Genomic DNA, 14833 nt, shown 5'->3' on the forward strand with positions numbered 1-14833 from the left:
AAATTTGCTCACCATAAAATATGATGAGCAAATCTAATACCATTCTCTATTCTCATATGCTTGCCGCTAGTTCTCAGTCTTCTTTTAGTTTCATGAACCACGTAACGCCGAATGCAACACCTACAGAAATAATCATACCGATGATATAGTGAATTAAATTGCTCATACCAAGCGGTGCAGCAATGGCCATCATTGGAATGCCTGTGAGTCCGTATGCGTTGGCTACTACGTGCATAAGTACCACGTAGCCGCCTCCGGCTGCTCCGCCTATAGCCGCAGCAATAAATGGCTTGCGAAGTCTTAAGTTGACGCCGAAAATAATCGGTTCTGTAATTCCCAAAAAGGAAGAAATAGCCGCTGGAATCGCAATTTTTTTCGTTTTGGCATTTTTCGTCTTAAAGTAAACAGCCAGCCCTGCTCCTCCTTGCGCCACGTTCGCGCAGGCCCAAATAGGAAGTAAGAAGTTAACGCCAATCTTCGGATTAGCAAGCAGTCCTGCTTCAATAGCATGAAAACTATGCTGCAAGCCTGTTAATACAATGGTCGAATATAAGCCACCAAACAAAATTCCTGCAAACACTCCGGCTACATCGTATAGAGACTGAAGGCTGATCGAAATTAAATCTCCAATATAGCGACCGAAAGGACCAATAAACACAAGTGACACAAAGCCTGTGATAATAACAGTTAAAAAAGGCGTAACAAGTAAATCAACCGAATTCGGCACAATTTTCCGCAGGCCCTTTTCAATTTTACTCATCACGTAAATAGCTAATAAAATTGGAACGACCGTACCTTGATAGCCAATCAGCGGAATACTTAAGCCAAACAAATCCATATATTCTGGCTTAGCATCTGCTAATGTCCATGGATTTAATAACATCGGATGCGTCAAAATCCCTCCGATAACCGCTCCAAGATAAGGATTTGAACCAAATTCTTTTGCAGCTGAAAACCCGATTAAAATCGGTAAAATAATAAATGCTGCGCCTGAGAACATATCCAACAACACAAACAACGCGCTATCTTCTGAGACCCAGTGGAACGCTTTCATCATCCCGAGCAGCCCCATTAGTAAACCACTGGCTACAATGGCTGGAATAATCGGAACAAAAATGTTGGAAAGCATGCGGGCAAAACGGGCAAGTGGGTTCATTTTCTTTTTCATTTCTTCTTGATGATCCACTGGGGCAGCAGCCTCTTCAGCGCCTAGTTCTTTCATAAAAGCAGCGTGGATTTTATTAACGAGACCGGTTCCAAAAATGATTTGAAACTGTCCTGAATTTGAAAAAGCCCCTTTTACATCTTCTATTTCATCTAAACCTTTTTGATCGATTTTGCTTTCATCTCGAATAACGAGGCGCAAACGCGTAGCACAGTGCTGCGCACTAGCAATATTTTCTTTTCCTCCTAAAAGCGGAACAAGCTTTTTAGCAATTTCTTTTACATCCATCTTACTTCCTCCTTATTGTATGTCATAAAAAAAGCAAGACCTAAAATACGCTTATAAAAGACATAGTTGTCCTTCATGCGCATTCTAGGTCTTGCCTGCTTTACCAGTCACAATCCCGATTATTCAATTAATACGCTTTCATTGTACTCAAAGCAACAATATTCGTCAATGTTTTTTTCTATATTCTTTGCTCTATTCGGCAAATGTGAAGCGTAATATATCCTAACTCCGCTTCTGGAAAATTAATTTCGTACTCATCTTTGACAAATTGCTTTATTGTTTCAGCACACTGATACGATTTTTTATATTTGACTTTTAATACGTCGAGCATCTCTTCATCCATCTCATGAAAGGGTTCATTTTGCGCTAAACGATTTAACGCAAAGCGCAAGTGAGTCAGCAGACGCTGATAGGACATGCTGTTTTCATCAATCTCCGTATTCAGCTCTTTTTTTATAATCGTAACCATTTCATTAATAATCGTTGTATGCATCATTAGCTGCTGCATGCCCGGTGAATTCAGTTTCGCCGTATGAATATGAAGCGCAATATATCCCGCTTCGTCAATCGGCATCGTGATATCTAGTCTCTTTTTGATATGCTGAAGAGCCCATACTCCTATTGCATACTCAGGCTGATAGAGAGATTTAATTTCGTTAAGTAATTTATTTTGGATGGAAATACCGCGAGCTATCCTTTCAACAGCAAAAGACAAATGATCGCTCAAAGCAATATGAACATGATGACTCAGCGTAGCAGAAAGCTGCTGCTCAGCATAAGAAATGATTTCTTCCGCCACTTGAATATGCTCTTCAGGAAGGTTTTTTAATAGTTCCTGAAACTTTTCCTGCTCTTCTTTCATGACAAAGACTTTCTCCACTTTCGCAGCATTAATAAGATCATTTTTACCTTTTTGAAAAGCGATACCGGGACCCATCGCAATTTTTTCAACTCCGCCTTCTTTAAAGACAACGGCATTGTTATTTAATACTTTTAAAATCTTCAAATGCGCTCTCCTTTCTTAAAGGAAAAGGCCTTGCTTATTACTTCATCGTTACTTTTGCACAAGCCGTTTCGCCTTTTTGAACCGTCCCTTGAGCCAAAATTTCGAAACTTTCACTTGCATCACTGTTTGTAATAACGATTGGTGTGATAATGCTTTTCGCTTTTTCTTGAATAAGCGCTAAATCAAATGTGATAAGAGGTGTTCCTACACTTACTTTGTCACCTTGTGCCACGTGAGCTTCGAACCCTTCGCCTTCCATTGCCACTGTTTCAAGGCCGATATGTATTAATACTTCCGTACCGGCTTCTGTTTTTAAGCCTACTGCGTGTTTTGTATGGAAAAGCTGAACGACTTCCCCAGCAACAGGTGAAACAACTTGTCCCTCTGAAGGTTCAATTGCAAAACCGTCTCCCATCATCTTCTGTGCAAACACCGGATCTGGCACTTCGCTGATTGGCAGAATATTCCCTGAAAGCGGAGCTAGAACGGTTGTTTCTTTTGATTTTGTCTTACTACCAAATAATTTTTTAAACATCTCAATCACCCTTTTTTAGATTGTACTTGTAGCATACCCCAATGATTCTGCAGAAAAACTTCCCCTATCCCGTGTTACGTTAACATGGTCATTATTTAACCATGCTTTTTTTGTCTTGTAAATAAAAATGTATGCGCGTTTTCATAAGAAGTGCGTTCTCTATGCCGCACTTCATGTAACCCTTTATACATCTTCTGAAGGGTGGATATTGAATTTCAACCCTAAAAAAGAGGTTGAGACATAAAAAAAATGAATCCAATCTAAAGACGAACAACTAGGATACATGAGCTGAAACGCTTTTGACACCGCAGTTGATTTCCGTGCAAGACTTCGCTTTCCGCGGGCGGCCGCTGAGCCTCCTCGTCGCATACGCTCCTGTGGGGTCTCACCTATTCCGCTTTTCCCGCAGGAGTCTTCGGCTTGTCCTCCAATCAACTGCTAGAAAGACTTACAAACATGAAACCTACGTTTACCGTAACAAAAAAAAAAAAAAAACGAACCACTAATCAAACATCTTGATCAGTGGTTCGTTTTTCACTTAGTCTAAAATCTTTTTGTCCAAGCCTCTTGAAATTAGAACGTTGACGCAACTTCTTTTGCTTTTTCAGATGCTTTTGCTAGAATATTGTCTGCTTCTGCTGGTGTGTAAGCCATGCCTTCTGCAACAACCAGTTGGAAATCTTGAACACCAATGAAGCCCATCACTGTACGTAAATAGCTTTGAGTAAATTCTAGCTCTGCTGCAGGGCCTTCTGAATAAACGCCTCCACGAGCTTCTAGCAATACTACTTTTTTATCTGAAGCTAATCCTACTGGACCATTTTCAGTATATTTAAACGTTTTTCCTGCAATTAAAATGTTATCAATATATGCTTTCATTAGTGGAGGAAAGCTTAAGTTCCACATTGGAGCTGAGAAAATAACTTTGTCAGCTTGTAAAAACTGCTCTACTAATTCACCCATACGCGTTACTTTTTCTAATTCAACAGCTGATAATTCTTCACCAGCTCCAGCTTTTCCCCATGCTGCTAAAACATCTCCATCAATGAACGGAACTGTTTCTTTATATAGATCAAGCGTTGTCACTGTATCAATCGGGTTTGCTGTTTTATACTCATCTAAGAAAACCTGTGCTAAACGAGTTGAAAATGATGCTTCATCAACCTGCGGATTTACTTTTACATATAATACATTTGCCATAAATGTCATCTCCTAAAAAGTGTATATTATTATTAATTCGAGATATTACTAAACAAATTATCTTTAATTCGAGATTTATTATATAACGTCATTTTTTATGCGTCAACCTTTTCGCACAAAAAAACTCCGTAAGCGGAGTTTTATACACATTGAAATTCTCGAATTTGATTTACATCTACCCCAGCGTACACCCAGAAAGATCCTGTCCAGCGATATCCTGCAACTGAGCGTCTGCCTACAAAGGTTGGGTAAAACCAGTAAGGTCGACCATTTCTCGGCCATATATAGGTATATCGATATAAGCATCCTGAAATAGCGCCTGGATCAACAGCATAAAGTGATGGACCTCCTGAACCTAGCTTTGGTGCAGGTGTAAAAGCTGGCGGTGGACTTGAAGGCGGCTGCGCTCCTCCCTGCGGGGGAAACCCTTGGCCCCCTCCTCCAGGTGGTGGCGGTGGAAACCCTTGACCTCCTCCTCCAGGTGGCGGTGGTGGAAATCCTTGCCCTCCTCCAGGTGGAAACGATGGAAACCCTTGCCCTCCTCCAGGTGGAAACAAATTTTGAAAACGTGGATCGTATTGATATGGATACATACGCACTCCCCCTTTATAATGCTTGCTACGCTACAATATGCATCAAAATGAAGATAGGTGAATGTCTACTTTTACCTTCTACAGACTAATTGAACGATGTCAAACTTAGTAAACTTAAAGGGGAGCCTTATCAGAGGAAATAATAAATCCAACACGGAAACTACTTGCGTGTTGGATCTGCTTGCGGGAAATATTTTTCAATAAAATTATACAGCCAAAATACGGTAATCAAAATAGGAGCTATTAGAAAAGGATGTTGAACCCACATTTTTACCAGTACCTTTTCAAATGACGGAATCGATTTTAACACTTGAAACAGCGAGCTTCCGCTAAAAATAACGCTCGTTCCTATCAATAAAAAAGATAGCCAGTTAAATTGATCCATCCACATGCTCATAGAGATATAAAAACTAACACCTGTTCCTATGCCTCCCATTATTCCGCTTAAAATACTTTTTATCGAAAAAGGAATTCCTACAAACCATCCGGCTCCTAGTCCTGCACATCCAGCTAAAATGCTAGAAAAAAGCAGCGGCTGCTCAAGCCAGAGACATGCATTCACTCCAACCACTAAGGTGACATGTATTCCTACGTGAAGGGAAATTCTTTTGCCAACAGGCTCTGAAACATAATGATAGTAGCGCCCGCTATAAAAAATTGTCCACCATAATAATAAAAATGCTGTCACACTTGCCCCTATAATCATAAACACACCTCTCTACGTTATGATTCTATTAATCTCTATCTATTATTTTCCTAATATCCTGTGTCTCTTATCCGGTAATCCATCCATATACCTTCCATACGTTCGTTCATCAGCAAGAAAGTAGAATATAACTATATTCTTGTCTCAACTGTTTACTTGGGGGAGTGCTAAGAAGTTGAATGTCTGCATGTAGAGAAAGATAGTGTAGAACACTTTCTCTTATCTTTACTATTATTCATATGTATAGCTTGCTAGATTTAGTCCTTGCAGTTTAGAATTTTTCAGTCGTTCATATGAAACTATTTGCCTTTTCTTTCGTTATATATATACACGTTTCTTTATCTTTTCACGTGCAAAAAAAGATAAATTCCTATAATATGTTTTCATATTAACCTTTAAGGAGATAAAGAAGATGAATTGAATAAATCCCTGCAAATAGAGTTTTTAGAAAAAAGAAATTGTTATCATTTCTCCTATTTATGTTATAGAATAATTCATGTATAATAAAAGGCTGTATGGTAACGCAGCTTGCGACATATCTTTTCTTACTTTTAGCAAGTCTATATTCAAAGCAAAAACTGCAAAGTGGGGTTAGTGCGACTCTTCATTAATCGACTTTGCATTAAAAACCAGCATTTTTCTTTTATCATAAAGAAAGAATGAGATTTAATAGTGACAGGTGAATAATATGGGTGAAAATCAAAGAAATGTTAGTAGATTTGACTGGAACTTGGCTTTCCTAATCTTCCTATTGTTTTGCGTAAGCGTTGTGGCAATCCATAGTGCTGAAAAAATTGGGCAGTATGATAAGAACTTCGTAGCGCAACAAGTTGTTTTTTATATAATCGGAATGGTGATTATAGGGTTTGTCATGCGTTTTGACTCCGATCAGCTTCAAAAGCTAACGTGGGTTTTTTATGGATTTGGGAACTTTTTATTACTTCTTTTACTAGTGGCTCCGTCAAGCATTGCCAGAGAAATTAACGGGGCAAAAAGTTGGTTCACACTTCCCGGCTTTTCGTTACAGCCATCAGAGTTTATGAAAGTGTTTTTGATTATCACACTGAGTACGGTCATTGTGAAGCACAATGAAAAATATCGTATCCGAACAGTAAGAGAAGACTTTTTACTGCTTGGTAAACTGGGTGCTGTACTTGCTTTACCTTTATTATTAATCATGCAGCAGCCTGACTTAGGTACCGCACTTGTATTCTTAGCAATCACGGTTGGACTTGTATTTGTTTCAGGCGTAAGCTGGAAAATCATCGCGCCTGCATTTTTAGGTATTACAGCGGTTGGTTCTGTCATTTTGGGACTTGTTGTTTATGCACCTAGCCTATTAGAAAAGTATCTAGGGGTTAAGCAATACCAATTTGGACGTATTTATTCTTGGCTTGATCCTGAGTCATATAGTTCGGGAGAGGGCTATCATTTAAAGAAATCGTTAGATGCAATTGGATCAGGAATGGTAAACGGTAAAGGAATCGGTAATGGAGTTGTCTATTTACCAGAGGGACAGACCGACTTTATTTTTGCGGTTATTGGAGAAGAGTTTGGCTTTATAGGCGCCAGCATTGTTATTAGTCTTTTCTTCGTACTCGTTTATTACTTGATCAAGCTAGGCCTTGAAACAAAAAATGAATTCAATTCTTACTTATGTGTAGGCGTTATTTCAATGCTTACGTTCCACGTATTTCAAAATATCGGTATGACCATTCAAGTCTTGCCTATTACCGGAATTCCACTTCCTTTTATTTCATATGGAGGTAGTTCACTGATGGGGAACATGTTTGCAATGGGTCTGATGTTTGGAATCTCATGGCACCACAAACGCTATATGTTTGGAAATGATTAAAGAGAGACGATGGTCTCTCTTTTTTTCTTTTATCTCCCTATTAAGCATGCTACAATAAAGAAAACGCTTCCAAATACTGTTTTAAAAGGAGTAGATATGCATGCTTGATTACCAATATCGGCGTAAAGCCTATGCTATTTTGTTAAAACAGACATCCGTACCTTCATCTACAGCTTCTTTTTCCACCTGGCTCATACAGCTACTAAAACGAAACAAGTAAAAAAGGTGTGCTACTGCACACCTTTTATTTGTTCGACAGCGACGTTATACCAATTTGCCTTACGATTTTTTTACTGTCTTCATTTAATCCTTTTACAATAACCTTTTTATTCAATCGCTCATACTTATCGATAATTTTTGAGATGCCGATCACGGCCGATTGATCCCATATATGAGAAGAACTAAAATCAATAATGATGGTATCCGGGTCTTTTTCATACTGAAATTCATCCATGAAGAAGCTGATGGTGGCAAAAAATAATTGCCCTGAAACCCTATATTGCTTCATATTACCTTCTGTTTGTGAAGTTGTTTTGATTTTAGCCATCTTCCAGCCAAATACAATCGTACTTAAAACAATACCTATCATTACTCCTAGTGCTAAGTTATGTGTAAACAATACGATAACCACCGTAACAACCATTACAATGGCATCCGATAGTGGATATTTCGTTAAGTCTTTAAGGGACTGCCAATCAAATGTACCGGCAGCTACCATAAACATAACGCCTACAAGAGCAGCCATTGGAATTTGTTTAACAACATCGCCAAGCACCATAATTAAGAACAACAAAAAGACTCCGGCGACTAAGGTAGATAACCTTCCACGTCCCCCTGATTTTACATTAATCATAGATTGTCCAATCATGGCACAGCCAGCCATTCCTCCGAAGAAACCTGTTACAATATTAGCGATGCCTTGACCGCGCGCTTCTTTATTTTTATTCGAAGACGTATCTGTAATTTCGTCCAGCACCGTTGCCGTTAGCATAGATTCAAGTAGGCCTACAATCGCTAAAGGAAGCGAATAAGGTAAAATGATAAGCAGTGTCTCCACTGATAAATCAACCTTTGGAAAGTGAAGAACCGGCAGCGAACGCGTAATATTCCCCATATCTCCTACCGTTTTTAAATCTAAATGAAAGACAATCGCTACAATCGTCATCAAGACAATGGCAACAAGCGGAGATGGTATTGCTTTGGTCATGAGCGGAAACAAATAGACGATGAGCAGCGTTCCGGCTACCATTGCGTACATCATCCAATTTGCTCCTTGAAAATGGGGAAGCTGTGCTGTAAAAATTAAAATACCTAGCGCATTTACAAAGCCAATCATAACTGTTTGAGGAAGAAATGATAAAAACCTCCCTACTTTCAAAACACCAAGTAAAATTTGAATAATTCCGGTTAAAACAGTAGCTGCAAATAAATACTCAATGCCGTGATCTTTGACTAAGTTAATCATCAATAAAGACATTGCTCCTGTTGCAGCTGAAATCATAGCTGGTCTTCCGCCTGTAAAAGCAATCACAATTGCCATACAAAAAGAGGCATACAGGCCAACCATGGGATCAACACCGGCGATAATGGAAAAAGCAAGGGCTTCTGGAATAAGCGCAAGAGCAACTGTCATCCCAGACAAAATATCTGCTCGAACGTTTGAAAACCACTGCTGTTTAATACTTGCCATCATGATGGTTTATCACCTCTTATGAATTTTTTATACGATTTTCGACTTTCACGAAAATCAAAGCCGTTTTTAACGTATCAAATCGTACCATACAATTTCCCGTTTGGAAACAATTAATTTCACAAATAAAAAGACGAGAAGCTTGATTGCTTCTCGTCTTTTTATTTGTTACGCCGCAGCTTTTCGCTGCCATTCAGCAAATAAACGAAATGAAATTATGTTCATTCATTAATTGCTGCTTCAAGCGCAACAACAATCATATCGTTAAACGTCGTTTGACGCTCTTCTGACGTTGTTTCTTCACCAGTGAAAATGTGATCACTTACTGTTAAAACCGATAAAGCATTACGGCCGTATTTAGCGGCTAGCGTATACAAAGCCGTTGTTTCCATTTCAACTGCCAATACGCCGTGAGCTGCCAATTTTTCTAGCTGGCCGTCTTCATTGTAAAATTGATCAGATGTAAATACACTTCCTACTTTTAACTGAAGGCCTTTTTCAACACCTGCATCGTAAGCGCGCTTTAATAAATCAAAGTTAGCGGTCGGTGCATAGTCAATAGGACCAAATTTAACGCGGTTCATTTGTGAATCACTTGACGAAGACATGGCTAAAATAACGTCACGTACTTTTACATCTTTTTGAATTGCTCCGCATGTACCAACGCGAATTAGGTTTTGAACACCATATTCATTCATTAGTTCATTTACATAAATAGCAATTGATGGTACACCCATTCCTGTTCCTTGAACAGAAACGCGCTTTCCTTTATATGTTCCTGTGAATCCAAGCATACCGCGCACTTCGTTATAGCAAGTTACATCTTCTAAAAACGTTTCTGCAATGTATTTTGCACGAAGTGGATCACCTGGAAGTAAAATCGTTTCTGCAATATCACCTTGTTTTGCCCCAATATGTACGCTCATTTCGTACCTCCTATATGTAAAAAATCTTACGCTTTCACTATACCATATTGTATCCCTTGCTTGTCTATTTACTTCTAACATTATGCGTCAAAAATAAAAAGACATACGGCCCAAAAAATGGCGTAGTATGTCTTTTTATATAAGGGTACGCTAATAGCGCAAGGGATTTACTAACGTTAGCTGAGGTGATATGTATGGGGAAAAAACATCGCAATCGAATTAATTCGCCTAAAAAGAATAATCATATTCCAAAAGAAGCAATTATAGCAGAACATGAAGCCCATGGAGATGAATATTCAGCAACAAACCGAAAAAGTGGCCCTGGCCATCATACTCGTGATTACTAAGGGTCAACATATAAATAAAAAGCGGCCAGATAGGTCGCTTTTACCTTATGTTTAACGTACGTGCAGGCGGTTCACTTTTTGCCAGCCGTCTGTCCATAGCTTGTAGTAATACTTTCCTCGAGTACCTTCATCAATTAATAAAATATCGCCTGTGCTGATAAACCTCGCATCACAATCTTTTGGCAAATTATCAGCAATATTAAACATCTGAAATACTTGTGTTGCTGCGTCTTGATGATCGAATGCTGTAATCGTTAGACGATGGACAGGCTTATATCCGCGCTTTTCGCCTTTTTCTTCTGTTTGCATAATGGTTACATCATATTCTGTGCTAATATTAAATTGTTTTTTTATTGTGGTCCACACACTCAACATTCTTCCCTCCACCCAAAAGCAAGTATTTACTCTTTTACGTCATGTATTCTTATATAATTAGTGATAAAATCCGAAAATCCTTTATCGAATCAAAACGTTTTTTGTCGAAATTACTAGTTTTTCCTTATTAAACATGTACATAAAATATTTGTTTCCCATTTTATCATTAGTTGTTTTTGAATGGATGAATCAATAGGCCTACTTAAACAAAATGAAATATTAACGAAAAAAATGTAACCATTGCTCCTATTTTTGGTTATATAGGCGTTTAGAAAGGAGATAGACTCCTAAGGACCAAGCAAGTCCTAAACAATATCCTGCTAGTATATCCGTTAAAAAGTGTACGCCTAAATACAAACGGCTAAATCCAATTAATAAAATAACAATAGCTATTACGCTTGCAGCTGCCGTTTTAACGGCTCTGCTTCTTGTATACATCCATATTAACAAAAGTACACCGCTGTAAAAAGCCATCGAGTTCATGGCATGTCCGCTCGGAAAACTATAGTGAGAGGCGGGAACGACTTGACTCCAATCAGGTCTTGGTCTTGCAAAAATCTCCTTCAATCCCCAATTTAAAGCGCGAACTCCCCAAAAAACGAGCGTGATATATAAAGCGAGCAATCCTTTTCGTTTATAAAGAAGAAATACTATAATTGCAAACCATATTGGCGCAGTGACATACCAAGATCCTACGGTTGTTATAAATATGATGATGGGTGTTAACGTGTCCGTCCTCCATCCTTCAATGGTATGAAGTACATTAAAGTCAAGCTGTTTCACCCAAGGTGTATTAAACGTAAATAAAATGAGTAAAAAGAAAGCTAAAAGCGATACAATAAATAGAGAATATTTTGTAGTGCGATTTACCATTTTTTATTTCCTCCAACCTATTAAAAGAAAAAGCATGTAGCGTTCTACATGCTTTACTTATTCACACGTTTTGGCTGAATATAGTCTTCTGGCTTAGGAGCTTGATGAACGACAAATTCAGCCGAAAATTCCTCTTTTGCATTTATTTTTTTCGTTTGCTTTGATTGCGGCATATACCTCTCTCCTTTCTTTTTACTGTCTTTAATATACGAAAAATAAAGGAGAGCTATGCACGTTAGCTATAGCGTGAAATAATATTGGTTAATATATTTTTTAACTGAGGAATTTCTTTTTCAGAAACATGAACATGAACGAGCGACTCATCTGCATCCAGCATTTCAGATAGAAAGCCGCCAAACCCTCTGGCACGTCGATCTACTTCTATAAATAAATCGTAGTCATGTAAGCCGCTCGGCTGCACGATGATTTCAATTTCATCTACTTTCCCAGCGTACACTCCACCGCTTGGAACAAATTCAAATTCTTGAACAAAAGGAAGTCTTTTTCTCATCCGGCGAGGGGCTTCTTCGCACTCAACTTGGCGCAAGCGAAAGCCAAGCTGTTCCATAGCTTCAATTGCGCTTGTTACCATAAGGTTAGGAAGCACTTTTACATGATCAATATCTGACGGATCAACGGCATCTTTAATATCGAGGCTCGTCGCCACCCAAACCCTGGTTCTCCCTAATGTAACAGGCGTATCATCAGGCAGCTGAAAGGTAAAAGGAATAGATTTCGTTTCAGATGGTTGAATCGTGAACGGGTCGTTAATCTTAAACGTATTGAGCTCAATATCCTGCTTGTATTTTTTATCATCCCTTTCTTTTACATACGTTGTGAATAGACGCAGATAGATGCTGTCAATTTTCTGCTCAACATTGCCTCCGTACACTTCAACAATCCCTTCAATCTTTTCACCAGCACGAAATTCATCATTGACAAGCTTAGCGTCCACTCGCGCTGCACCAATTCCAATGCGGGCTAACGCTTTATTAAATAGCGCCATACTTTCCCCTCCCTGAGTTCTTACTATTTATATAGTCATAAATATCTTTTTGTAAACTTTTAATGCTTTCATACGATTCATCTGCCCTCAGCATTTTTTGAATGATGGTCTTAATAGGTGCCGACAAACTTAGCTCTTGTTCCCAGCTTCTTTCTTGTTTTTCCGCCGGCTCATAACCAGAGTATAATAAAAATAAAAGAAAATGACCAAGTGCATAGATATCGCTTGCAGCGGATGTTTGTCTCATAAACTGCTGTTCTTCTATAAGGGTGCTTGTTTCTTCATGGCCCCCTAAAAATCTAGCAAGACCAAAGTCAATAACATAGATGGTTCCGGTAACATCAATAATATTTGGAATACGAAGATCACGGTGAACGATTCCTTGCTCATGAATGGCAGAAACTACTTTTAGAATATCAAGTAAAATGTCAAGCGCTTGTTCTTCCGTATACACGCACTTCTCTTCAAAAATTAAATCTTCAAACGTTTTCCCTTGAATCAACTCCATCACTAAGAAACAGCCTTCATCTGTTTCGATAGCTTCATACAGTGAAGGAATTTGAGGGTGATTTAATTGAGACAGCAATTTTGCTTCATAATGATAAGACTTCAGCCCTTGGGACGTGCGCTGCTTCGTTTTACGGAGCTGCTTTACGACTACCTTTTTTTGTTGCACAATGTCGTTAGTCACATATGTTATACCATAGCTTCCCATTCCCAGTACATCTATGATTTCATAGCGCCCGCAAATAACTTTTCCTTTTTTAAAAGGACGGTCAACTAGCCAGCGATGAAGGTGTTTGAACATTCGATTTTTCACCATAAATCAACTTGAGAAAAAGCTTGAGAAGAAACTTCCGCTTTTACGTTTGCGCTTATAGTGGTGGTGTCCATATTTTGAATGACTGTGGCTGTCATAATATTTGCTTCGCTTATAATCGCTACTGCTGCTATGATGGCGTGGACGTTTGTAATGATGATCACTGCTGCTGTAGTGACGTGGACGTCGATAGTGTCGATCGCTGCTGCTGTAGCGTCGATGTTTAGATCCAGTTAATGATTCAAAAATTTTTCTGAACATAAAGAAAACCTCTTTTCTTAACATTTGTTACCCTTTATACGTACGAAATGTTATAAAGGTTTCAAAAAATCCCTTACCCTTTTTTTATATAGTTAAACGTTTCAAAGGAGGCTTAACATGACTTCTACTGACACAAATCCCCTCATTAGATTGGAGGATGTTCTTCGCCTGCAGCAGATGATGCAGCTCAAACCTCCTGCTACCCTCCCGCTGTCTTTTATCGGAGAAGACGTAAAATTGATTAAAGAGATTCGAAAAAAAGTAAAAAAAGCTAATCAAAACAATGTTACACGTACCCAAGCTTATTTAGATTATTATCAAAAACATCCCGAAATTCAATGGGCTTTTTTAGCACACTTAGTTTCACGGAACGGCGGCTATTACATGACAGATCTCTCCACTACCTTAATAAAATCCCTGCTTTCTCCAGAAAAACAGCACGCGTACTTCTTGTTTTTAGAACATTCCAATTCCGCCATTTTTCATGATGCTTACGCTCAGCTGTTACTCTATGAAAAAAGCAAAGAGCAAAACAGCAATCTGTTTCATTTACTACCCGCTTTTCACATATCTTTTTTTATGAAAACTGTTTGGAATGACTTTTGGCAGCATAGAAACAAAACGCTCTTATCAATAGCCCTGATTGTGAACGAACAGTATCATATCGAAAAAAATGTTCTGTTTAAAAAAGAGTTTCAGCGGGATGTTCTTCACTCTTGGCAGTTTCACACTCAAAACTTTCTCGGTATGACTCAAATCGTCTTTCCTTATTATTCAGGTAATAACATTGATCTATGTGGAACAAAAGTGTATCATTTCGACTCTGTCTTAAAACGGATTGAAGTGGGAAAAACTTTATACGTTCTTCTTTTTTATTCAAACTTGCATGATTCTATCTATACATTTAGCCTTAAACACCCCCACACAGGGTCTCGAAGCGATTATAATTCAGATATATTTACAAATGACAGAACTCATTCCAAAAAGCTGTATAGCCCGACTTTAAATATGAGCTGGGGAGACCGCGTACACCTTTTTTTAAGAAAAGATGAGTGGTTTGAAGACGAAAGCATATTTTCTCTCCTTGAGTCTATTCCCGCTTCTTCAGTTAAAAAAATTCCCATTCAGCATCATATAAAAGTACAATCTGCTATTAAAGCTGCTAACCCTTTTTCATAGCCGCTGTC

General features: G+C 38.5%; 17 protein-coding genes. 3 read left to right on the top strand and 14 right to left on the bottom strand.

Annotated features, from left to right (window positions below; all coding sequences use genetic code 11):
* Positions 1 to 73: 73 nt before the first annotated feature.
* From MMB68_RS01295 to MMB68_RS01325, 7 genes are all read right to left on the bottom strand, one after another.
* Entirely contained in the window at positions 74 to 1453 is a 1380-nt protein-coding gene (locus MMB68_RS01295) for a sucrose-specific PTS transporter subunit IIBC (RefSeq protein WP_277548044.1), read from the bottom strand.
* 178 nt (positions 1454 to 1631) lie between these two features.
* On the bottom strand, positions 1632 to 2459 hold the full coding sequence (locus tag MMB68_RS01300; protein WP_221783477.1) for a PRD domain-containing protein: 828 nt from the start codon (positions 2457 to 2459) through the stop codon (positions 1632 to 1634).
* Between the two features lie 37 nt (positions 2460 to 2496).
* On the bottom strand, positions 2497 to 2994 hold the full coding sequence (locus MMB68_RS01305; protein WP_277447243.1) for a PTS sugar transporter subunit IIA: 498 nt from the start codon (positions 2992 to 2994) through the stop codon (positions 2497 to 2499).
* A 183-nt stretch (positions 2995 to 3177) separates the two neighbouring features.
* Complete coding sequence (locus MMB68_RS01310; RefSeq protein ID WP_221780933.1) at positions 3178 to 3429, bottom strand: hypothetical protein; 252 nt, start codon at positions 3427 to 3429, stop codon at positions 3178 to 3180.
* Between the two features lie 138 nt (positions 3430 to 3567).
* Positions 3568 to 4194, bottom strand: coding sequence for an FMN-dependent NADH-azoreductase (locus MMB68_RS01315; protein WP_277548046.1), 627 nt, complete (start codon positions 4192 to 4194; stop codon positions 3568 to 3570).
* Positions 4195 to 4334: 140 nt separating this feature from the next.
* Positions 4335 to 4787: a transporter gene (locus MMB68_RS01320; RefSeq protein WP_277548049.1), complete on the bottom strand. Its 453-nt coding sequence runs from the start codon at positions 4785 to 4787 to the stop codon at positions 4335 to 4337.
* Between the two features lie 160 nt (positions 4788 to 4947).
* Positions 4948 to 5493, bottom strand: a complete 546-nt coding sequence (locus MMB68_RS01325) for a hypothetical protein (RefSeq protein ID WP_221812563.1) — start codon at positions 5491 to 5493, stop codon at positions 4948 to 4950.
* A gap of 688 nt (positions 5494 to 6181) precedes the next feature.
* Here MMB68_RS01325 and MMB68_RS01330 point away from each other — a divergent pair.
* Entirely contained in the window at positions 6182 to 7348 is a 1167-nt protein-coding gene (locus MMB68_RS01330) for an FtsW/RodA/SpoVE family cell cycle protein (protein WP_013084672.1), read from the top strand.
* A gap of 244 nt (positions 7349 to 7592) precedes the next feature.
* Here MMB68_RS01330 and MMB68_RS01335 read toward each other — a convergent pair whose 3' ends face one another.
* Together MMB68_RS01335 and deoD are read right to left on the bottom strand one after the other, a co-directional pair.
* Positions 7593 to 9041, bottom strand: a complete 1449-nt coding sequence (locus tag MMB68_RS01335) for a SulP family inorganic anion transporter (RefSeq protein WP_221783471.1) — start codon at positions 9039 to 9041, stop codon at positions 7593 to 7595.
* Positions 9042 to 9259: 218 nt separating this feature from the next.
* Positions 9260 to 9964, bottom strand: coding sequence for a purine-nucleoside phosphorylase (deoD, locus tag MMB68_RS01340; RefSeq protein ID WP_013058711.1), 705 nt, complete (start codon positions 9962 to 9964; stop codon positions 9260 to 9262).
* 194 nt (positions 9965 to 10158) lie between these two features.
* Between deoD and MMB68_RS01345 the strand changes: the two genes are divergently transcribed.
* Positions 10159 to 10311 carry a hypothetical protein gene (locus tag MMB68_RS01345; RefSeq protein WP_221783468.1) on the top strand — a complete coding sequence of 51 codons (153 nt, stop codon included), beginning with the start codon at positions 10159 to 10161 and terminating at the stop codon, positions 10309 to 10311.
* Between the two features lie 51 nt (positions 10312 to 10362).
* Here MMB68_RS01345 and MMB68_RS01350 read toward each other — a convergent pair whose 3' ends face one another.
* The 5 genes from MMB68_RS01350 to MMB68_RS01370 all read right to left on the bottom strand — a co-directional run bounded on the left by MMB68_RS01350 (position 10363) and on the right by MMB68_RS01370 (position 13646).
* Positions 10363 to 10686, bottom strand: a complete 324-nt coding sequence (locus MMB68_RS01350; protein ID WP_013058713.1) for a hypothetical protein — start codon at positions 10684 to 10686, stop codon at positions 10363 to 10365.
* 246 nt (positions 10687 to 10932) lie between these two features.
* On the bottom strand, positions 10933 to 11559 hold the full coding sequence (locus MMB68_RS01355; RefSeq protein ID WP_221783466.1) for a phosphatase PAP2 family protein: 627 nt from the start codon (positions 11557 to 11559) through the stop codon (positions 10933 to 10935).
* 235 nt (positions 11560 to 11794) lie between these two features.
* On the bottom strand, positions 11795 to 12565 hold the full coding sequence (locus MMB68_RS01360; RefSeq protein ID WP_028410906.1) for a sporulation protein: 771 nt from the start codon (positions 12563 to 12565) through the stop codon (positions 11795 to 11797).
* Positions 12552 to 13388, bottom strand: a complete 837-nt coding sequence (locus MMB68_RS01365) for a serine/threonine protein kinase (protein ID WP_277548051.1) — start codon at positions 13386 to 13388, stop codon at positions 12552 to 12554. The genes MMB68_RS01360 and MMB68_RS01365 overlap by 14 nt, the downstream gene beginning before the upstream one ends.
* Positions 13389 to 13391: 3 nt before the next feature.
* A complete protein-coding gene (locus MMB68_RS01370; RefSeq protein WP_074677094.1) occupies positions 13392 to 13646 on the bottom strand; it encodes a hypothetical protein in 255 nt (84 codons plus the stop codon).
* A 117-nt stretch (positions 13647 to 13763) separates the two neighbouring features.
* On the opposite strand from MMB68_RS01370, the gene MMB68_RS01375 reads away from it, so the two are divergent.
* A complete protein-coding gene (locus MMB68_RS01375) occupies positions 13764 to 14825 on the top strand; it encodes a DUF2515 family protein (RefSeq protein ID WP_221783463.1) in 1062 nt (353 codons plus the stop codon).
* The last annotated feature ends 8 nt before the right edge of the window (positions 14826 to 14833 follow it).

The sequence above is a fragment of the Priestia sp. Y58 genome, assembly GCF_029522095.1.
In the GTDB taxonomy this organism is placed as follows: domain Bacteria; phylum Bacillota; class Bacilli; order Bacillales; family Bacillaceae_H; genus Priestia; species Priestia megaterium_E.